The organism is Acinetobacter sp. Ac_3412 (assembly GCF_013072675.1).
GTDB lineage: Bacteria > Pseudomonadota > Gammaproteobacteria > Pseudomonadales > Moraxellaceae > Acinetobacter > Acinetobacter higginsii.
The window spans coordinates 41,319-61,115 of record NZ_LXUJ01000004.1; the positions used below are offsets into that span (position 1 = coordinate 41,319).

The 19,797-nt window shown below is 42.6% G+C and carries 22 protein-coding genes; 3 read left to right on the forward strand and 19 right to left on the reverse strand.

The genetic code is table 11. The features are described 5' to 3' along the window. Window positions 1-57: 57 nt before the first annotated feature. The 12 genes from A7P54_RS02780 to A7P54_RS02835 all read right to left on the reverse strand — a co-directional run bounded on the left by A7P54_RS02780 (window position 58) and on the right by A7P54_RS02835 (window position 9,223). Complete coding sequence (locus A7P54_RS02780; RefSeq protein ID WP_171548572.1) at window positions 58-456, reverse strand: OsmC family protein; 399 nt, start codon at window positions 454-456, stop codon at window positions 58-60. Continuing rightward, window positions 453-1,400 carry a pirin family protein gene (locus A7P54_RS02785; RefSeq protein ID WP_004801952.1) on the reverse strand — a complete coding sequence of 316 codons (948 nt, stop codon included), beginning with the start codon at window positions 1,398-1,400 and terminating at the stop codon, window positions 453-455. Before A7P54_RS02785 ends, A7P54_RS02780 begins: the two co-directional genes overlap by 4 nt. 163 nt (window positions 1,401-1,563) lie before the next feature. Next, window positions 1,564-1,836, reverse strand: a complete 273-nt coding sequence (locus A7P54_RS02790; protein WP_004801944.1) for a DUF2798 domain-containing protein — start codon at window positions 1,834-1,836, stop codon at window positions 1,564-1,566. Between the two features lie 144 nt (window positions 1,837-1,980). After that, window positions 1,981-2,289 (reverse strand): DUF3861 domain-containing protein, encoded by a 309-nt coding sequence (locus tag A7P54_RS02795; RefSeq protein WP_171548573.1) that lies wholly within the window; start codon window positions 2,287-2,289, stop codon window positions 1,981-1,983. A gap of 19 nt (window positions 2,290-2,308) precedes the next feature. Continuing rightward, window positions 2,309-2,698, reverse strand: a complete 390-nt coding sequence (locus tag A7P54_RS02800; RefSeq protein WP_005200726.1) for a transcriptional repressor — start codon at window positions 2,696-2,698, stop codon at window positions 2,309-2,311. Between the two features lie 14 nt (window positions 2,699-2,712). Beyond that, window positions 2,713-3,246, reverse strand: a complete 534-nt coding sequence (locus A7P54_RS02805) for a PadR family transcriptional regulator (protein WP_171548574.1) — start codon at window positions 3,244-3,246, stop codon at window positions 2,713-2,715. A gap of 336 nt (window positions 3,247-3,582) precedes the next feature. Further along, a complete protein-coding gene (locus tag A7P54_RS02810; RefSeq protein ID WP_096911049.1) occupies window positions 3,583-3,849 on the reverse strand; it encodes a hypothetical protein in 267 nt (88 codons plus the stop codon). A 157-nt stretch (window positions 3,850-4,006) separates the two neighbouring features. Further along, window positions 4,007-5,263 carry an OprD family outer membrane porin gene (locus tag A7P54_RS02815; protein ID WP_171548575.1) on the reverse strand — a complete coding sequence of 419 codons (1,257 nt, stop codon included), beginning with the start codon at window positions 5,261-5,263 and terminating at the stop codon, window positions 4,007-4,009. A gap of 76 nt (window positions 5,264-5,339) precedes the next feature. Then, complete coding sequence (locus A7P54_RS02820; RefSeq protein WP_171548576.1) at window positions 5,340-6,683, reverse strand: aromatic acid/H+ symport family MFS transporter; 1,344 nt, start codon at window positions 6,681-6,683, stop codon at window positions 5,340-5,342. A gap of 108 nt (window positions 6,684-6,791) precedes the next feature. Next, on the reverse strand, window positions 6,792-7,493 hold the full coding sequence (locus A7P54_RS02825; protein WP_004801930.1) for a fumarylacetoacetate hydrolase family protein: 702 nt from the start codon (window positions 7,491-7,493) through the stop codon (window positions 6,792-6,794). A 36-nt stretch (window positions 7,494-7,529) separates the two neighbouring features. Further along, window positions 7,530-8,165 carry a maleylacetoacetate isomerase gene (gene maiA, locus A7P54_RS02830; protein WP_171548577.1) on the reverse strand — a complete coding sequence of 212 codons (636 nt, stop codon included), beginning with the start codon at window positions 8,163-8,165 and terminating at the stop codon, window positions 7,530-7,532. Next, window positions 8,162-9,223: a cupin domain-containing protein gene (locus A7P54_RS02835; RefSeq protein WP_171548578.1), complete on the reverse strand. Its 1,062-nt coding sequence runs from the start codon at window positions 9,221-9,223 to the stop codon at window positions 8,162-8,164. The genes maiA and A7P54_RS02835 overlap by 4 nt, the downstream gene beginning before the upstream one ends. A 153-nt stretch (window positions 9,224-9,376) precedes the next feature. On the opposite strand from A7P54_RS02835, the gene A7P54_RS02840 reads away from it, so the two are divergent. After that, window positions 9,377-10,270 carry a LysR family transcriptional regulator gene (locus tag A7P54_RS02840; protein ID WP_004801927.1) on the forward strand — a complete coding sequence of 298 codons (894 nt, stop codon included), beginning with the start codon at window positions 9,377-9,379 and terminating at the stop codon, window positions 10,268-10,270. 81 nt (window positions 10,271-10,351) lie between these two features. On the opposite strand, the gene A7P54_RS02845 is transcribed toward A7P54_RS02840, so the two are convergent. From A7P54_RS02845 to guaA, 4 genes are all read right to left on the reverse strand, one after another. After that, window positions 10,352-11,809: an aldehyde dehydrogenase family protein gene (locus tag A7P54_RS02845; protein ID WP_171548579.1), complete on the reverse strand. Its 1,458-nt coding sequence runs from the start codon at window positions 11,807-11,809 to the stop codon at window positions 10,352-10,354. 348 nt (window positions 11,810-12,157) lie between these two features. After that, window positions 12,158-13,087 (reverse strand): LysR family transcriptional regulator, encoded by a 930-nt coding sequence (locus A7P54_RS02850; RefSeq protein ID WP_171548580.1) that lies wholly within the window; start codon window positions 13,085-13,087, stop codon window positions 12,158-12,160. 127 nt (window positions 13,088-13,214) lie between these two features. Further along, on the reverse strand, window positions 13,215-13,997 hold the full coding sequence (locus A7P54_RS02855) for an ANT(3'')-II family aminoglycoside nucleotidyltransferase (RefSeq protein WP_171548581.1): 783 nt from the start codon (window positions 13,995-13,997) through the stop codon (window positions 13,215-13,217). Between the two features lie 57 nt (window positions 13,998-14,054). Further along, on the reverse strand, window positions 14,055-15,623 hold the full coding sequence (guaA, locus tag A7P54_RS02860; RefSeq protein WP_005200744.1) for a glutamine-hydrolyzing GMP synthase: 1,569 nt from the start codon (window positions 15,621-15,623) through the stop codon (window positions 14,055-14,057). A gap of 443 nt (window positions 15,624-16,066) precedes the next feature. On the opposite strand from guaA, the gene A7P54_RS02865 reads away from it, so the two are divergent. Next, entirely contained in the window at window positions 16,067-17,293 is a 1,227-nt protein-coding gene (locus tag A7P54_RS02865; protein WP_171061146.1) for a DUF445 family protein, read from the forward strand. A 52-nt stretch (window positions 17,294-17,345) separates the two neighbouring features. On the opposite strand, the gene A7P54_RS02870 is transcribed toward A7P54_RS02865, so the two are convergent. Together A7P54_RS02870 and A7P54_RS02875 are read right to left on the reverse strand one after the other, a co-directional pair. Further along, window positions 17,346-17,717 carry a NirD/YgiW/YdeI family stress tolerance protein gene (locus tag A7P54_RS02870; protein ID WP_171548582.1) on the reverse strand — a complete coding sequence of 124 codons (372 nt, stop codon included), beginning with the start codon at window positions 17,715-17,717 and terminating at the stop codon, window positions 17,346-17,348. Window positions 17,718-17,852: 135 nt separating this feature from the next. Beyond that, the gene (locus A7P54_RS02875) at window positions 17,853-18,269 is read right to left on the reverse strand and encodes a DoxX family protein (RefSeq protein WP_004801921.1); all 417 of its coding nucleotides are present in this window, start codon (window positions 18,267-18,269) and stop codon (window positions 17,853-17,855) included. 236 nt (window positions 18,270-18,505) lie between these two features. Here A7P54_RS02875 and A7P54_RS02880 point away from each other — a divergent pair, with 236 nt between their 5' ends. Beyond that, the gene (locus A7P54_RS02880) at window positions 18,506-19,144 is read left to right on the forward strand and encodes a DedA family protein (RefSeq protein ID WP_005200750.1); all 639 of its coding nucleotides are present in this window, start codon (window positions 18,506-18,508) and stop codon (window positions 19,142-19,144) included. Window positions 19,145-19,157: 13 nt separating this feature from the next. Here A7P54_RS02880 and A7P54_RS02885 read toward each other — a convergent pair whose 3' ends face one another. Next, window positions 19,158-19,748 (reverse strand): LysE family transporter, encoded by a 591-nt coding sequence (locus A7P54_RS02885; RefSeq protein ID WP_171548652.1) that lies wholly within the window; start codon window positions 19,746-19,748, stop codon window positions 19,158-19,160. Window positions 19,749-19,797: the final 49 nt, after the last annotated feature.

Consider the following 19,797-nt stretch of genomic DNA (forward strand, 5'->3'; position numbering starts at 1 on the left):
CCCTCTCATAGCTACGCTTAGAATTATGTTTTGCCCAAGCACAATAGCACTTTAGTCTTAAAGAATCATGGTCTGAATGTCTAAACTACGTAACAAAGTTTTAGTAACAGGCGTTTTGCTACAGACATTGAGAAGCTTTTCTTTTAAATCTTGTGAAACAGGTTGTTTAAATATTACACGGCGCTCGATCCGTTCCTGCTGTTCACGATTGGTATGAAAATCGACTTCAACCGAAAACGCACCCAAATCCATTTCCTTATGCTGTGCATACATGCGCAAGGTAATCATGGTGCAGGAGGCCAAGCTTGTGGTCAGGAAATCATAAGGTGCTGGCCCTGTATCATGTCCACCAAACTGTTCTGGCTTATCGGTAAGAAATTGATGTGTACCACTCTTCACCTCGCCTTTCCAAGGTTCTGGCAAAGTCTGGACTGCTGCACTGGCAATAATACTCATTTTGATGCCCTCATTTGATCGGGTAACACAGGTGCTTCTAGGCGTTTACCTTGGTAATCTGGAATTTCCCCAAAACGAGCATCGTGATTAATCCAGTCTTCACGCGCTTGCTTTAACTCTTCCATGGTACGCCCTACAAAATTCCACCACAGTAAAATCGGCGATTCAAACGGTTCACCACCAATCAATAACAGACGATGACCTTGAGTTAACTCGACTTCAATTTCAGTGAGTCCAGTTTCCAAAACCACCATATTATCGGCAGTCAGTTCATGACCATTGACGCGAGCCGTGCCCTCCAACGCCATAAAGGCATATTCAAACTTTGGATTGAGTGGAATACGGGTTTTGGTATCGGCTTGTGCAGTCAGATCTACACCCACCAAAGGCGTATGCACGTGTACAGGTGAGGTTGTATCGAGGAAATCTCCGACCAGTACTGTAAATTCAACCTGATCTTTATTCACAATCGGTAATTCTGGATAGTGCTCAAACTTAGGCGACATATTCAGTTTGTCATCTGGTAAAGCAATCCAAAGCTGTGCAGCATGCATTTTGGTTTCGGTATCAGGTGCAACTTCGGTATGTGAAATTCCGTGACCTGCCGTCATCAAATTGACTTGCTTCGGGCGAATTAATTGTTTTGAGCCCAGACTATCGGTATGCATCATGGTGCCTTCAATCATCCATGTGAACGTCTGCAAACCAATGTGTGGATGCGGTCCCACATCTAAACCATCACCCGCTGGAAAACTCACAGGCCCAGCATGATCTAGAAAACACCACGCCCCGACCAAACGTTTTTGTCGGCTCGGCAAAGCCCGTTTGATCACGGTTCCCTTACCAATTTCGGCAGAACGAATGGTAAATTCTTGAATGAATTGATTAATATATGTTTCGCAGTCTTTTGAATCAGAAATATCGTAGTCGTTATTATTGCTCATGATATTGCTCTCTTTTACCTATGCTATTGCAATGAGTTGATAGCTTGATCTTATCAATACAATCATTCAGCAATATAGTCTTTTAGTAATACACAGAGTGTTATTCATGAGACAATCTTGATATAGGCTTAATATCCTTCGATAAAATACCGCCTCATTAGGCTTATGGCTTAGCTTGCATATCGACAATCAAGCCTGTTAAACGCCGTACCACAGGCAATAAAACCAAGACCAATGGATAAGCGATCAACCAAGAAAACATCCATGTTTCCAACCAGATCATGGTAAATCCTGAAATAAAGCCCGTTCTCATCCATAGATTAACGAGTGATAAAGTCCCACTCATAAAAAAAGATAAAATCAGCGGTAAGATCCACGCTGCATACTTCGCGGGTAATTTTGCAATCAGTCGTGGGCTTGCTTTCAATTCTTGCATTTTTAGCTCGTTTTAATAAAAACAATCTTTAGTTAATTTTAATAATATATAACGTCATCAGCATGATCCATAAATGATACACAGGATACTATTTATGCAACAATCTATTGCTGAATGCATCATGGACTTTGTTTTAAAACAACCTTACTCAGGATTGTCTTTCTTCACGTGCTGTTTTAAATTTTTCATAAACTGACCAAACTGAGGTAGAAAAGTTTCAAATAAAGGATGATCTTTGTTTTCCAACATCACTTCACTAAACAGCTTTAAGCCCACTGCAAATGATTTGGTGGTTTGATCATCAAAAAAATCAGCCTTCTTCAAACGCTCAACGATCTCAAAGATATCGTCATGATTACCCGTATAAAACTCTAAACGCTCGGTATAGGTCGAGACTTGCCCTTTCGCATCCTTTAAATGCTGTACCGTGACATGATATTGATGTTGTTTCATGCTTCTGCTCCAAGAGGCTTTAAGCACTCTCTTTAATTTCAACCTGCATCAGGTCGACTTGAAATTGATGAAATACCGCAGCCAACGACTGTAAAAATGCGGTCTGTTTGGCTGTGGTTAAATCGGCACAACGAATATGCAACATTTGACTGTTAGGGATTGAAGGTAAATTAAACTTAGTCTCAGCACGATGAAACTGATAACTGGCAATCAAGCCGACCTGCACCAGATCACTGACCACCCGATACACTGTGGCCAAACTCAGTTGCTGTTTCTGTTCATTCAGCCGTTGATAAATCTGCTTCACCGTAAGCTCTTCTGATTGTTGTGCCAGCACAGACAATATCGCCATACGTGGATGAGTCACCCTTAGACCCGCCTGCTTGATTTTCTGTTGTAGCTCTAACATATTTCGCTCCCAACTTATAAACGTCCAATTGCGATAGCGGCCTGATCAATTTTTTCCGCAATTTGATGAATCTGTTCTTGTTGCAAATCTGCAATATTCAGCTTTAAACGCAATGCGGTTTTAAGATTTTCCATCGCGCGATGGATATCAATCAGCTGATCATTATTATGAATTTCACGTCTTAGTCGCAGCTTTTGTAGAAGTGCCAACAGCATGTCTTGCTGCTCTTTTAAATAGCTGTCGCCATAGTCGGTAATCTGATATTGCTTACGTTCAGCATCCAGCACGCGAATCAAATTCATTTCTTCCAACGCAGTTAGTGTTGGATAAATTGTTCCTGCACTTGGGGTATAACCATCGCCTACCAGATCACTAATTTCTTTAATAATTTCATAGCCATGTTTGGGGCTTTGCTGAATCAAATGCAGTACCAACAGTTTCATGCGACCTGATTCAAATAAGCGACCACGGCGACCGGCTCGGTGATGTTCTCGATGTAATAAAGCCGCTTCGGCTTCATCATGGGAATGCTCTGATTGATGTTTCATCTGTTATTTTTCTCTATATTTGCTTAATTTACGCATATTAAGATATATCTTAATATATCTTTTATCAAGTTAAGATATAACTTAAATCTTAATGACTTGATATTGAAAGAATTATTTTTCTAAGGAAGGGTTTTAAAAAAGTTAAGTAATAAAAAAGAGCTGCTAAGCGCCCTTCTTTTATTACTAGGTAAGTATCGGAATTGATCAAAAAGAGGTCTATTTACTTCAAGTATAGTCTCAACAGAAACATAAGATATTGATAATAAATATTTTAAGTTAATTTTCCATAATGCCTTTATTTTAATAGCGTAGCTTATCTGTTGTTATAGAACTATCCTAAGCATTATTTTTTAAATCAATTGCTTTTTTTATTGCTATACCTATGAATGCTGCAGTTAATAGAATTATAAACCATACATTTTCACTTAGATCATCTCCTCTAAGTGAAAGTAATCCGATAGCTAAAAAAGGAGACGTTATAGCTAATAATATTGCTCTTATAAATCGCATTTTTCTGTCATCTTTTGCAATGTCTGGTTTTCGATGCTTAATTGCAAATTCGCCAATAAAAAATAAACCTATTGATATGATTAGAAACCACATATTTCACTTCCCCATTTCTTAATTTTTATAAAATTAGCATAATATGGTTTATGCAGAAAAAATCCAAATTTCTTAATTAGCATCAAACATTTAAAATTTCTTTTTAAAAAATAAAAAAAGAGTGCTCAAACACTCTTTTTTACGACTTTGAATATGATTAAAACCGCTTCGTATAGTTCACAAACAAACGGTCTTCACCAAAGTCATTGCCATGTTTGACCTTGTAATCAACACGCAGATATTGAACAGCAAAACCCTTTAAATAAGGCTGCTGAAAGGCATAATTGACCAAGACATTGGATTCAGTTTCATGATTTTTCTCACCATTGGCGGTTTTAAAATCATGACCATAAACATACTTAACCATGGCATTTAGCCCCGGTACGTGGTCTTTAAAATCATAGCCATACATCAAATGATAAGACTTTTCATTCTGCTTAAAAAAGCCTGTGGCATTCCAGTTAATAAAATACAACTCAGGCAAAAAACCATCAGGTAAAGGATAGGCCGATTCACCAACAATCTGTTGATAACCCAAACCAAAGCTCTGATTGTTCACTTTCAACATTTCCAGCAGCCCGATATTTTGCGCATCAATCTCAAAATTATTGCCATCATTTTTAGCATTAAAATATTTCAACTTGGAATTGAGTGAAAAAGTCGGCTGTTTCCACGTATGCTCCAAGCCTAGATAGTGTTTGTTATATAAATCTTCTAAATTGCCAAAATAGTATTCAGCTTTCAGTGCAGGTGTCAGTTGATAACGTAGATCTAGATAATTTAAGCCATCGGAATAGGCCGTTTTGCCTTTGGCGGTAAAGGAAAAGCGATGAAAATCCTCCTCATTGCGTGGAGATACTTTTTCCACTCTACCCAGTTCAACATACAGCTGATCCGAAATCTGTGACTTTAAATTCGTCCCCCAATACGAGGTAATGAGCTGCCGACTCGCATCTGAAGTGGTGACAGGTAAATCCAGCCATAACTCCCCGATACTCAACAAGGTTTTGTTATAACCCAGTTTTAAGGTTGCCCCATATTTTGAATAATCAGCGGCTTGGGATTGTGTTTTGGAGTCAAAGGGCAACACCATATCACTGACATGCCGATCTGCACTTAAACGTACGGCATATTGCACCGAAGCGTCCGCGCCAATACGAATCGGCTTGTCTGCGATCACTAAAGGCGTGTCGTGTAAATTTGAAGTATAAAATAAAGATGCCCCTTGCGACCAACTGCCAAAATTTTTGGCATTGGGATTGTCATAATCCCGATATAGATAGGCATTCTTTAGGTTAAATTTCCATTCATCTTGAATAGCTTGGGTTGGATCTGCTGCCCATAGCACCGAACTGCTTCCTAACATCACCAACAGTAGGCTCAGCGTTAAAGTTTGTGTATTTAAATGGCTCATTGAAGGAATCATCCATCGCTGGGGCTGTGCCATCCATTGGCACAGCAATCTATTTTTATGTGGAATATCTTTGATTTCAGCCTAGCGTTGTCACAACGACAGGCTGTTCTTTTTTAAGGCGTTTAATCAGCAATAATGAAATGGCCGCACAGAAGGCAGGAATAGCAAGAATGCTCAGAATGGCAAAACTAGAAAGGTTCAATGACATCAGCCAGCCGCCCATGATAGAGCCGACAACAGACCCTACACGTCCAATCGCATTGGCCCAACTCACGCCAGTTGCACGACAATGTGTTGGATAAAAACTGGATGAAAAGGCATTTGCGCCAACTTGTGAGCCACTGATCCCCACACCCACACCAAACATGGCAAACATCAGCAATATAGTATTGGACTGTTCAATCCCGAGACCTAAACAGATCAGGAACAAACCACCAAAAGCATAAGCTGCACTTAAAATTTTAGTCGCATCCATTTTATCCATCAGCAAGCCTAAGACGATGGCACCGATTGTTCCGCCAATCTGAAAGATCGAGGTGAGCCATGAGGCATTGGATAAGTTAAAACCTGCATTGGTAAGTAAAGTCGGCATCCAGCTTGAGATCATATAAATAATCAGCAGACTCATGAAAAATGTAAACCAAATCAGAAAAGTACCTAAAGCAAGACCTTTACTAAATAGGTCTTTAAGACTTGATTTTGCCACTTCATTTGCAGGCGGGACCAAGCTTGGAATCTGCGTGATATGCGGTGCCATACGACGAATGATGCTTTCAATGTGTTCGGTACTTTTTTGTTTCAAAACCAGAAAACGCAGCGATTCAGGTAAGAGATAATATAAGAAAGGCACTGTACATAAAGGCGCAATCCCCCCGATCAATAAAATGCCATGCCAACCGATATGCGGTAGCAGTTGTGCCGATAGAATCCCACCCAGCGCAGAGCCAATGGTAAAACCACAAAACATCATGGTGACCAAATTGGAACGGCGGGACGTCGGTGCATATTCTGACGTTAAGGTAATGGCATTCGGTAAAGCACCACCTAAACCTAGCCCAGTGAGAAAGCGCCAAATAATCAGCGTTTGTAAATCCGATGAGAACGCTGCAAAAAGACTGGCACAGCCAAACATGATCACCGAGCCGATCAGAATCGGCTTACGTCCAAGTTTATCGGACAAAGGGCCAAAAATAAGTGCGCCTGCCATTAAGCCAAATAAACCTGCGCCAAATAACGGTGCCAGATCAGTGGGTTGTAAGCCCCACTCGGCTTTCAATGCAGGCGCAATAAAACCGACTGCTGCGGTATCGAAGCCATCAATTGCAACAATCAAAAAGCACAACCACATGATTAGCTTTTGCAGAGCTGACAGTGGTATTTCATCAATGAAATTTTGTACATCTATGGTTTTCTGAGACATAACGACTCCTTTTGCCAATACCTTGGCCAGTGCAATCCTTAGCAAAGGTGCTCAACTCTATTTATTGTTCAGTTTGAGCACCTGTTTAAACCACTCAGATCAAGTGAGTTATTTCACATTCACGGTGATGCCTGTTAGACCTGTAATCTCCGCACGCATCACATCACCTCGCACCACAGCACCGACCCCTTCAGGCGTACCTGTAAAGATCAAGTCACCCGCTTTCAGTTCAAATAAGGTCGACAGATTGGCAATGGTTTCAGCAACGGACCAGATCAGATGGGTGATATCACTGCGTTGTACCGTTTCACCATTCACGGTCAAATGAATATCAGCCTGATTGATTTCACCAGTTTCCGTCATCGGGTGAATGGGGCCAATCGGCGCAGAAAAATCGAATGCTTTGCCAATTTCCCATGGACGCCCCTTTTCACGCATACTCATTTGCAAGTCACGGCGAGTCATGTCCAAACCAACCGCATAACCATAAATGTAATTTACGGCATCTTCGACCGAAACATTTTTAGCATCGCGTCCTATCGCCACCACCAACTCAATTTCATAGTGATAATTTGAGGTTTCGGTTGGATAAGGAAGATCTACCGCATCCTGATTAACGGGTACGATCGACTCTAGATCGTTCGGCTTACAAAAGAAAAATGGCGGCTCACGATCTGGATCAAAGCCCATTTCACGTGCGTGGGCAGCGTAGTTACGCCCGACACAATAGACACGACGTACTGGAAATTGCTGATCTGAGCCATGAATAAACAGGCCCGCGGGTGTCATTGGCTGGAAAATAAAAGTCATGGCATATTCCTTGTTGATATAGGTTAAATCAGCGCCTTAAAACGCATCGGCCTGCTGTTCAGGCGCAGCTTTCTGGAATGCGTCGAGGGTCATACAATGCTGATAAATTTCATTAATTTGAGGATAAGCCGACAGGTCGACCTGAAAGCGTTCTGCCGATACCACTTGTGGAATCAAATATGCATCGGCAATGCTGACTTGCTTGCCATAGCAGAACTTTTCCCGAGTTGGATCTTCAGCCAATATGTGCTCTAAGGCTGAAAAACCATCCTGAATCCACTTGGCACACCAAGCATTGATCTGATTCTGATCCAGTCCAAGCTGGCGTAAATACTCCAGTACACGCTTATTGTTTAAGGGATGAATATCGCATCCGATCAAGGCTGCAATGGCACGTACTTTCTCTCTACCCAACGCATCTGCTGGCAGCAAAGCAGGCTCAGGATATTGCTGTTCTAACCATTCGATAATGGCAGGGCTTTGTAACAGCATCCCCGCCTCCGTTTCCAGGACGGGAACAAAACCCTGTGGATTTAGCCTTTGAAAAGCAGCTTGATGATGCTCATTTTTCGCCAGCGATACATAGCTCGCCTCATAATCCAAACCCTTGAGATTCAGGACAATGCGGGTACGGTGCGAGGTGCCACTACGGAAAAATCCATACAGTTTCATGGGCTCACTCCTTCAGCATGGCGTTCACGTACCGAATACAAGCCTAATTTACGTTGCAAAGGTGCCTCATCGGCAATAAACACATAGCATGGCTGCGCAGATGTATTGATTAAATCAATAACAGCAAAACATGGTGCACATGCGGTATCCGCTTGGGTTAAATGGAAGTCCTGTTGATCAATCTGAATGGTCAGTCCACCTTCAATGACATGAAAGACCTGTGCAGTGGAACGCAAAGGCAAAGACAGCGTTTCATTCGGACGCAGAAGTAAAGCTGAATAACCCAGAATGTTCTGACAGTCTTTACCTGTTTCAGGATTGACATAAGCCACTTGTAACGGGTCCTGATAGCCAGCTTTTTCAGCCAAGGTATCCAATACTTTTTTGGTGTCTTTCCAGGCATAACGCATCATCGGATAAGGCGCATCTTCACGATTAAAATGTGGTGTAGGCACGATACCCGCTGCATATTGAGGCGTAGAACCTTGATTAATCCGATCCACTTCCTGACGGCGACCCTCTTCAACAAAAGAGGCTTCCATGTAGTAAACCAGCGGTAAATCTAGGATATCCATCCAGATTACGGGTTGATCACCATCATGCCCATGCTCATGCCACAAACCAGAAGGCGTCAGGATCATGTCGCCATGTTCCATAATGCATTTTTGCCCTTCGACCGTGGTATAGGCACCCTCTCCTTCAACAATGAGGCGCACCGCATTCGGTGCATGTCGATGTGCAGGCGCCCACTCTTGCGGAAGCAACAATTGCATACCTAAATACATGGCTGGGCTGACTTTCATATTCTCCAAACCATGACCAGGGTTGGCGAGTGCCAAGACACGACGCTCTGCCTTTTCAATCGGTGTTAACTCACCTGCTTCTAACAACAGTGGTTTGATCTGCTGGAAATACCAAGCCGTTGCAACCGTTTGCGGTCTTGGTTTATGCGGTGGAATAAAACTTCTTAGATTGGGCCACAATGGCACCAGATTGGATGCATTCAGTTCTTCACGATAACGTTCTGGTAGCTCTTCGAGCGTGCCTAACTGTTCCATATGTCATTCCTTTTTTGCCCATGGAGCACAATACTAATGACGATAATTTCATCAATATTCGGTGTTGGCTCAATGTAGCAATCAGGATGTGTTGAATCTATGCACAAAAAACAATAGGCTGTATTGATAAAATCAATACGGTAGTTCATCGACATGTTTGATCTGGATACACGGCTGCTGAAAATTTTCTTTGAAATTTATCAGCACAAAAGTATTTCTAAAGCAGCGGAACAGCTTGGTATTGGTCAACCCACCTTGAGTATTGCGCTGAATAAACTCAGAGCACATTTTCGTGATCCATTGTTTGTGCGTATTGAAAATAAAATGCAGCCCACTGAGCTTGCTCAACAGATCTATCCGATGGTGGTAGAAATCTTAAACCGCCTGAAGTTAGTCCAGAATTACAATATTGACTTTGATCCACAGACTTCGACTTATCAATTCCGTATCAGCATGACCGACATCAGTCATTTGGTATTTTTACCACGTCTAATGAATTACATGCGCCAGCATGCCCCCTCAATTCGTCTGGAAATTTTACCGATTGATAGCCAAACCGCACCAATGATGTCGAATGGAGATATTGATCTCGCCATTGGATTTCTCCCTCAGTTGGAAGCTGGTTTTTACCAACAAACCCTGTTTCAGCAGCATTACACCTGTATCGCCAGTCAACAGCATCCGAGACTGACAGGAACTAGCCTGTCTGCTTTGGAGTTCGCTCAGGAATTACATGTCGATATCTTGGCGACTGGGGGACATTATGTGGTGGAACATGAGCTGCAAAAACACGGCGTCAATCGAAATATTCTGGTGCGTTTACCGAGCTATTTGGGAGTTGGTCTGATTGTCCGAGATACCGATACCATTGCGACAATCCCTCACTATCTGGCGCGGGTCTTTATGACCCAAGGTGGACTCAAGACTTTTGAACCGCCTTATAATTTCCCTCAATTCAGTGTCAAACAACACTGGCATTCACGTGTGCATCAGACCCCAAGTAATCAGTGGTTGAGGCAAATTTGCTTTAAACTGTTCTCGGCCTAATGCTTAGAGCAAGCTTAAAATAAAATAGCGCATCGAAATCGATGCGCTATTTGATATCTGATTCAATGACGAACAGAACACCTATTCCACTCTAGAAATACCGGTTGAAATGGTAATGTGCTTATATTCAATAAAGTCATCCATCGCTGCCATACCATTCATTCGGCCAAGTCCAGAATTTTTGAAACCGCCTTCCTCAAACTCATCATAAACCACAGCCCAATCATTAATCCAAACCGTGCCCGCTTCCATCTCCGTCGCCACCCGCAATGGTAAATCCACATCACGACTCCAGATTGAAGCCGCTAAACCATATTGATTGTCATTGGCGAGTGCAATCGCTTCCGCTTCAGTATCAAACACCTGTAAAGTCAGCACTGGCCCAAAGGTTTCTTCCTGAATGATGTCCATCGAATTATCATTCACTTCAAGCAAGGTTGGGCGGTAGAAAGCCCCTTTCGCCAACTCACCCTCAGTGATCGGCCCACCACGAACAATGACCTTCGCTCCTTCGGCAATCGCTTTTTCAACCACCGCATCGACTCGTGCTACATTATTTTTGTCGATCAATGGTCCCATATCACTGCTTGGATCAGCAGCAGGGCCAACTTTAACCGCTTCCAAGCGCTGAGCCAGTTTCTGTTTTAGTTCATCAGCGAGCTCACGCTGCACCAATAAACGTGAACCGGTCATACAGAACTGTCCAGCGAAGATGGTGAGCGCTTTTTCTAACTTCGGCAAGACCAGATCGAGATCAGCATCTTTAAACACGATCATCGGCGTTTTACCCCCTAGCTCTAAGCCAAATCGTTTCAGATGTTGTGCACCTGTTGCCGAAATGGCCTTACCAGTTGCCGTGCTGCCGGTAAAGCTAATCACAGGAACATCTGCAGATTCAACCAATAGGCGTGCTCCCCCTCCAGTCGACTCACTAAAAAGATTGATCACACCCTGTGGTAATGAAGGAAGCTCAGAAAAAATTCGGGAGATCACAGCATTGGTTTGTGCAGTTTGACCCGGCATCTTAATGACTGTTGTGGTGCCCGCGGCCAATGCAGGTGCCAGTGACCTAATCATTAAAACCACTGGAGAATTCCACGGTACGATAATGCCAGATACACCCATCGGTTCACGCAAAACCATGGAATAGCTGCCTGGCTTTGGTTCTAATGCTCGACCATACTCGGTCAAGGTTAATGCCGCGTAATAACGTAATTTGGCAGGAACCATCGTCACTTCAAAGCTGGCTTCTGCTTTAATTTTTCCATTTTCAGTGGCAAGGATCTCAATCAACTCATCTGCATGGCGTTCAAAAGCATCAGCCATTTCATTGAGTACTTTTGAGCGTAACCGACGGTCACGCTTCCAATCATTTTTTTTAAATGCGGTCTTTGCTGCCCATATAGCAGCTTCCACCTGCTCTACGGTTGCATTGGCATATTGCCCGATCACTTCATATGTTGCTGGATTAATCGACTGTATATGCTGATGAGAGTCCACCCACTCACCATTAATCCAGTTTTTAGCTAGTCTATTCATCTGCACATCCTAAAATGAAAATAAGAGAAGATCGGCTGAGTCCTCAATCAAATATCGGTTTTCTAGCGTGTTCACCATCATATTTCACTCACACAATCGACAATCTAAGTAATTGCCAGACTGCAACCCATGCTATTTCTAAACAACACTTGCAAGTTACTTTGGATTCATGGGTTCGACTTGTGATGGCAATTCATCGCGAGCGTAAATGCGGATTGAATTCTCGATCTTCTGAGATCACCCGATATCAATAAGGGTTAAAGCGAGGCAAACACCCTACCAAATGATGATTTTTGTTCGCTAGACCACAAAAAACAAAACTATGATTCGCTTTTTCCGAACATTCCCTTAGGACGACTGCCGCAAAATGTTCTGAATCTGGCTATCCCAAGGCGCAGGATGACCAATTTTTGTGGATAGAAAATCAACCAAAGCTTGAATTTTAGGTGAAGCTCGATTCGACAAGCGGTAAACCACAGAAATATTGCCTCCCGAAGGTGAGAACTCAGGCAGAATCACCTCGAGTTGCTGCTGGCAAATGGCGTCTGCGGCAAGAAAGCTTGGTAAAATCGCAATCCCTAAGCCCAGCTTGGCAGCTTCCAATAATTGATGACCACTATCTGTACGTAGATAAGGTGAAATTCGGAAAAATGCCTTCTTACCGGCGACAGGGAGTTGCCACATGCCGTGCGGTTCTCGAGGTAGGTACAACAGACCACGATGGCGCAACAGCTCATTCGGATGTGTTGGTCTTCCATATACTTTTAAGTAGTCTGGACTTGCACAAATATAATGATGATTCGGTGCAATGCTCTGGCTGATCAGGTTGGAATCAGGTAACTCCCCCATCCGAATCGCGGCATCATAATGACCATTATTCAAATTGACGAATTGATCACTCGACTCAAGATCCAGCTTGAGCTCAGGGTACAACTGCATGAATTCCGCAAAATAAGGCGCGAGAAATTGAATGTTAAATGCTTGTGGTACCGATAAACGAAAACTGCCACTCAAATGCTCATGCCGAGCACTAATGGACGCTTCCAAATCACTTAACTCCGCCAGAATCTTGGTCGACTGCCGATAAAATTCCTGCCCAGCCTCGGTGAGCAACATACTCCGACCACGATGAATCAGTGCGGCAGATAAACGCTGTTCCAATTGTTGAATCCGTTGACTCACCACCGATTTGGTAATGCCCAGACGTTTCGCTGCATGGGTAATACTGCCTGCTTCAACCACTGCGATATAAGTTTGCATTTCAACAATCTGGTTCAAAAGGCACTCCCCATCAGGGTTTAGTCATAGACTGATGTTAGGTCTAATCACGCCTACTTGAATAGTCTGTTCTTGCAATACTAAGTCTTATCCATGCAACAATCCTAGCAATGTCCTTTACTGTTTATTATTTATGTATTTTTTGTTCTAAAAGCACTTTTATTTTCATACTGAGGAAATCAACAACAGGACCTAAAGCCTGATGCTGTTGTTGCCAATTTTGCTTTCCAATCTTACCTTTATATTCTTGAATCATGCGCTGCAAAACAGGCTGATGTTGCGGTAGTAACTGAGCAACCACCCATTGCGCAGCCTGATCTTTAGGTGCAATCTCATTCGTCACCAAACTAAAATAAATACGGCATAAGGCCAAAATCTGATTACGTTCATCGGCATCCTCATCCCAATGCGCCACAATCGAGGGATAGGTGTCTGCCATCGCCTGCCAGAGTTGCTGTACTGGTATCGCAGCTGACCACTGTGTCAAACTTGGTCCGAACAAAGTCCGATGATGCATTTGTGCTTTCTTCAGCAAAATACTCAAATCGGGGTCTGTATGTGCACGGAGCAAAGCACCTTGGCTTAATTCCTCCCGTAACCATTCCCCGAACTGTAGTTCGTAGCTGAGCGGATAACTTCCCGAAACAATATGATCTTTGCGTACGATGGTGACTTCAAGTGCACGTTGTACAGTACCAATCGGCTGCGAAATGTGTAATAAGGTTTCTGCCAGTTGTTGTCGTTGCTGGAGTGTCAGGGCTTGACTCACCACAACCAAAACATCCAGATCACTTTCTGGACCTAGCCCGCCATCAACGGCTGATCCATACAGATAAATGGCAAACAGGGACTCACCCAAAAGCTGCTGTAAAGATCCTGTTAACTGTTCGAGTTGCAAGGTTTCGGACATGCTTGACCTCTTTGTCAATCACATAAAAAAGGCAGGATTCTCATCCTGCCCTTGGTCTTATTCCCACTCAATCGTTGCTGGTGGTTTAGATGACACGTCGTAGACGACGCGTGAAACATCTTTAATTTCGTTCATGATACGGGTTGAGATTTTATCAACCAATTCATATGGAAGATGTGCAAAGCGTGCTGTCATAAAGTCAACGGTTTCTACGGCACGCAGTGCAATCACCCATGCATAGCGGCGACCATCACCAACAACACCCACTGATTTTACAGGTTGGAATACTGCAAATGCTTGTGCAGTTTTATCGTACCAACCGCTGTCACGCAGTTCTTGCATAAAGATGTCGTCAGCAAGACGAAGAATATCAGCATATTCTTTTTTCACTTCACCCAAGATACGCACGCCCAAACCTGGACCTGGGAACGGATGACGGTAAATCATGCTATGCGGTAAACCAATTGTTGTACCTAATTTACGTACTTCGTCTTTAAACAAGTCACGTAATGGCTCAACCAATTCAAACTCTAGGTCATCAGGTAAACCACCCACGTTGTGGTGTGATTTAATCACGTGTGCTTTACCTTGTTTGCTTGCAGCAGATTCAATTACGTCAGGATAAATCGTACCTTGTGCCAAGAATTTCACGCCATCAAGTTTACGCGCTTCTTCGGCAAAAACTGCGATGAACTCACGACCAATGATTTTACGCTTTTTCTCAGGATCAACTTCACCTGCCAACGCAGTTAAGAAGCGCTGTTCAGCATCAGCACGGATCACACGGATCCCCATGTTTTCTGCAAACATTTGCATCACTTGATCGCCTTCGTTTAAACGAAGTAAACCATTATCTACAAATACGCAGGTCAACTGATCGCCAATAGCTTTATGCAATAACGCAGCAACCACAGATGAATCCACACCACCAGACAAACCTAATAGAACTTTTTCATCGCCAATTTGTGCACGTAACTGTTCTACGCGTAAGTCGATAATGTGTTCAGGTGTCCAAAGACCGCGGCAACCACAAATCTGATGTACGAAATTCGACAGTAATTCAGCACCTTTTGCCGTGTGAGTCACTTCTGGGTGGAACTGAACGCCATAGAAACGACGTGTTTCATCACTCACCGCAGCAAATGGACAGCTAGGTGTGCTTGCAGTGACTTGGAAACCTTCCGGAATCGCACTGACTTTATCGCCATGACTCATCCATACATGAAGTTGGTTCTCGCGATCTTGCAAGTTACCAATCAAATGATCACGTACTAGAATATCCACTTCTGCATAACCAAACTCATGTACTGTACCTGGCTCAACTTTACCGCCAAGTTGTTCAGACATGGTTTGTAAACCATAGCAAATACCCAACACTGGTACGCCTAATTCAAATACAACTTGCGGCGCGCGTGGGCTTCCTTCTTCATGTACGCTCTCAGGGCCACCTGATAAAATAATCCCGTTCGGATTAAACGCACGAATGTCTTCTTCAGACATATCGAATGCATACATTTCAGAATAGACACCCGCTTCACGTACACGACGTGCAATGAGCTGGCTATATTGAGAGCCGAAATCCAGAATAAGGATACGATCTTCAGTAATTTGAGTATTGGTCGTCATGGTTCATCTTAAAGGCAAATGAATTAAGCGCCATATTCTAACATTTTTCACGCTTTGGCGCATCGCAATTCATCATCTATCTTGTTTTTTCATTGAACAGCTAAATCAACACTGATATTTAAACTAAAATTTCAGAGCAAAGCACAAAATAAGGAGAGTTAAATCAATAATTCTTGCCCATTCTGCTCAACACAAAGCAAAAATTGGTGCTAAGATGACGAGTCAAGATATGTATTACCACGGAAAGGTATTCAATCGACGGCATCGTTGCCTTTTTATACGATTGTGATGTCCTGATTCAAAGGAAAAATAAAAGGGTAACTCAAAAATTAATGGTCTTGGTGTTTCATCAACGGCCGAAAATATTTCACTATCATCTAGCGCTTGCCCGACCACGAGCAACAATTAGGACTTGAAGGACCAATAAAATAATGTTTCAAGAAATGATTGCGGATTTTCAACAGAATTTCTGGTTATATATTTCAATCCCCTTTATCAGTGGCTTTATTGGTTATGTCACCAAGGTCATTGCCATTCAAATGATGTTCTCACCACTTGAATTTAAAGGATTGCGATTATTTGGTCTTCCACTCGGATGGCAAGGGATTGTTCCCCGTAAAGCAGAGAAGATGGCCACCACAGCAGTGGAGTTGATGACCTCCAAGCTGATTAAACCCGAAGAAATTTTTGCCCGACTCGACCCGAAACGTATTGCCCAAGAAATTGAAAAACCGTTGATGGCAGCAGCTGAGGACATTACCCGAGAAGTGGCACAACAATACCAACCCGGCCTATGGGAAGGCATGCCTGAGTTTGCACGACAAAAACTGATTAAGCGTGTCCAAGCCAAAGCGCCAGAGATTGTTGAACATATTATGAGTGAAGTACAAAAGGATGTTGCCAAGTACTTCGACATCAAACATATGGTGGTCAACAACCTGCTCAAAGACAAACGCCTGCTCAATGAAATCTTTAAGAAAGTCGGCAAACAGGAATTCAAATTCTTTAGTAATGTCGGTTTCGTCTTTGGCTTTGCGATTGGTGTGGTACAAATGCTGTGCTGGATCGTGACCCAAGGTAAATATCCATGGATGCTGCCGATGTTTGGTGGCTTTGTCGGCTTCTTTAGCGACTGGATGGCTTTGCAAATGATGTTTAGACCTTTGTATCCGAAAAAGATTATGGGCTATACATGGCAGGGTTTATTCATTAAACGCCAAAATGAAGTGGCTGCTGATTATGCTGCGTTGATTTCCAAGCAACTACTGACATCACGTAATATGATGGAAGAGCTTTTTTCAGGCACGCATTCGGATAAAGTCATTGAGTTGGTCAGCCGTCAAGTCAAACAAGAAATTGATTTACAAGCTGGTATTGTCCGTCCATTAGTGGTCTATGCGATTGGCGGTGAAAAGTATCAGAACTTGAAAGCAGAAGTGGCTGAACGTATTTTAAAACAACTTCCAGACACCATGCGCTATGTGGAGTCTTATGCTGAAGATGCGATGAATGTGCGGAATACTTTGGTTGAGCGTATGCAGAAACTGAGTCCAGAAGAGTTCGAAGGCATGCTACGTCCTGCCTTCAAAGAAGATGAATGGTCATTGATTATTGTTGGTGCTGTGCTGGGTTTCCTCGTCGGGGAGATGCAGATTCATTTCATGCTCTAACACTTTTATCTAAAAAAGAAAAAAGGAAGCTTATGCTTCCTTTTTTATGCACTTATCGATGCGTGTATTTTTCAACTTTAATCACTTCAATATCGGTTGGTTTATAGCGATGGGTATCCACTTCACCCACTAAACGTACATGATCACCCACTTTTAGCCCTGCTTGACGCCAAATATCATCATCAATTTCGACGCTAATCGTACCGCTCGAATCTTTAAACTCATAATGGTCGCTTTTCAAGTGTTTGCTAATCTGGCCAGTCAGAGTGACTCCGGTTTCATCGGCCAATTTCGCGACTTGGCTTACCGTTACCACATTCTTTGTCGCTTCCTGTACCAATACATGATCATCCTTACCTGCCCATGCTAGGCTCGATAAACCTGTAACGACCACCAACCCACAACTGATCAACATTTTTTTCATTTTCATGTCCTATTTGTTTTAACCATTTATGATCTAAACAGAAATAAGCATGGCTGTCGGCTTCAGTTTGTAAGTAAGCGAGTGAGACATACGAACTCCCCGCGACTGAGCACGGGGCAATCTCTCATGAGCTTATTATTTTTCAATCAGATGATCGAGGCTGATACGACCTGCGCCATACAGCATCAGCATAAAGAAGCCACCTGCCATCGCGAAGTTTTTCATAAAGTTAATGGCATCTTCTGCACCGCTATGGAAGATAAAGGCCGTAATAATACTAAAAAGCCCTAAACCCAAAGATGCAAAACGTGTTTGGAAACCAAATAGTAGAGCCAAGCCACCACCAAACTCGACCAAGATCACCAAAGGTAATAAAGCACCCGGAACACCCATGGACTCCATATAACCCACTGTACCCGCATAGCCTACAATCTTGCCCCAACCTGCAACAAGAAAAATATAAGCCAATAACAAACGAGCAATCAAAGTGACAACATTAGCCACGCCAGACTGTGTTACGATATTTTTTACAACAACATTCGGATTAAACATAATCAATTCCACACTGTTTGTTTTTTAACATGCTAGCAGTTTATGCGTCTTTAATTTTGCAATAAACACTAATTTAGTTAACATATCGTTCCTTATTTGCAACAATAAAAATATTTTTCAGGTCCCCAACCTCTCCTCATCTATGCTGAAAAGTTACCAATTAATTTGCTTTTTATACTGACTTTCTACAGAGGCACTGCTAGGATTTAGTCCACATTCATAGTGTTAACACCTTCATGGAACTCATTGATTTTATTCTGCACGTTGACGAACACCTTTTAGAATTTATTACCAATTATGGCGTTTGGATTTATGCCATTTTATTCTTAATTATTTTTGTTGAAACTGGTTTAGTGGTGATGCCATTTTTACCAGGAGATAGCTTGTTATTTGCTGCTGGTGCATTAGCAGCATCTACAGGCGCAATGGATCCATGGGTGCTTGGCATTCTATTATTTATCGCTGCCGTTTTAGGTGACACCTTAAACTATCATATTGGTCGCTATATTGGACCACGCGTATTTGAAACCAATTCACGTTTTATCAATAAACAACATTTGATTAAAACCCAAGAGTTCTTTCAGCGTCATGGTGGTAAAACCATTATTTTCGCTCGATTCATTCCTTTTGCACGGACCTTCGCTCCCTTTGTGGCGGGTGCGGGTAGCATGAACTATAAGTACTTCCTGACTTATAACGTAGTAGGTGCATTCTGCTGGATCGCATCTTTCATTACCCTTGGCTATTTATTCGGGAATATGCCAATCGTAAAAGATAATTTTACCCATTTAATTTTCGGTATCATTATTATCAGTGTATTACCGGGTGTGATTGGATTTATTCGCCAGAAAATGAAGGGCGCCAAAGCGGAATAAATTGAAGCTTGGTTTAAAACAAACGAAAGATCATGGGCAGCATACACATCAGTAATAACATGGCCGATCCTTTATATAGATGATCGGCTTTGATTCCAACCAAACTTCCCGCCAGTAAAGCACGTCCAAACAGCATCCAGAAAATACTGACTGGAATCAGAATAAGACTAAAAATCGCAAAAACCAGCGCGGCTTGCTCAATCGAGTTCCATGTTTCACTTGGGAAAATACCAGATGCCAACAACACCGTTTTCGGATTTTTGAGTGTAGAGAGAAATAACTGTCTTTTACGGATATGTTGGTGATGTTGATCTAGTTTTTGTAGATGTGAGCCTTTCCACAGATGGAATGCCATCCACAGCACATACAGCAAACTGAGCGTATGTAGAATTGCGCCAATTGCGGGCCAAATCGGATCAAATAAATGAATGAAAAGCGCCCATAAACTAATGCCATACAGATAACCCAACCATTCAATTGGGATAAAAGTCATCGTTTTAGGTACACCGTGTTGATGTGTTGCACTGGCAAGCAAAGCATTGGTCGGACCAGGTATTAACAATACCGCCAACATCGCCAAAACAAAAAACCAACTCTCAATCATATACATACCGAACGACTATACATGGGCGCCACCTTAAACGAATTTAGTG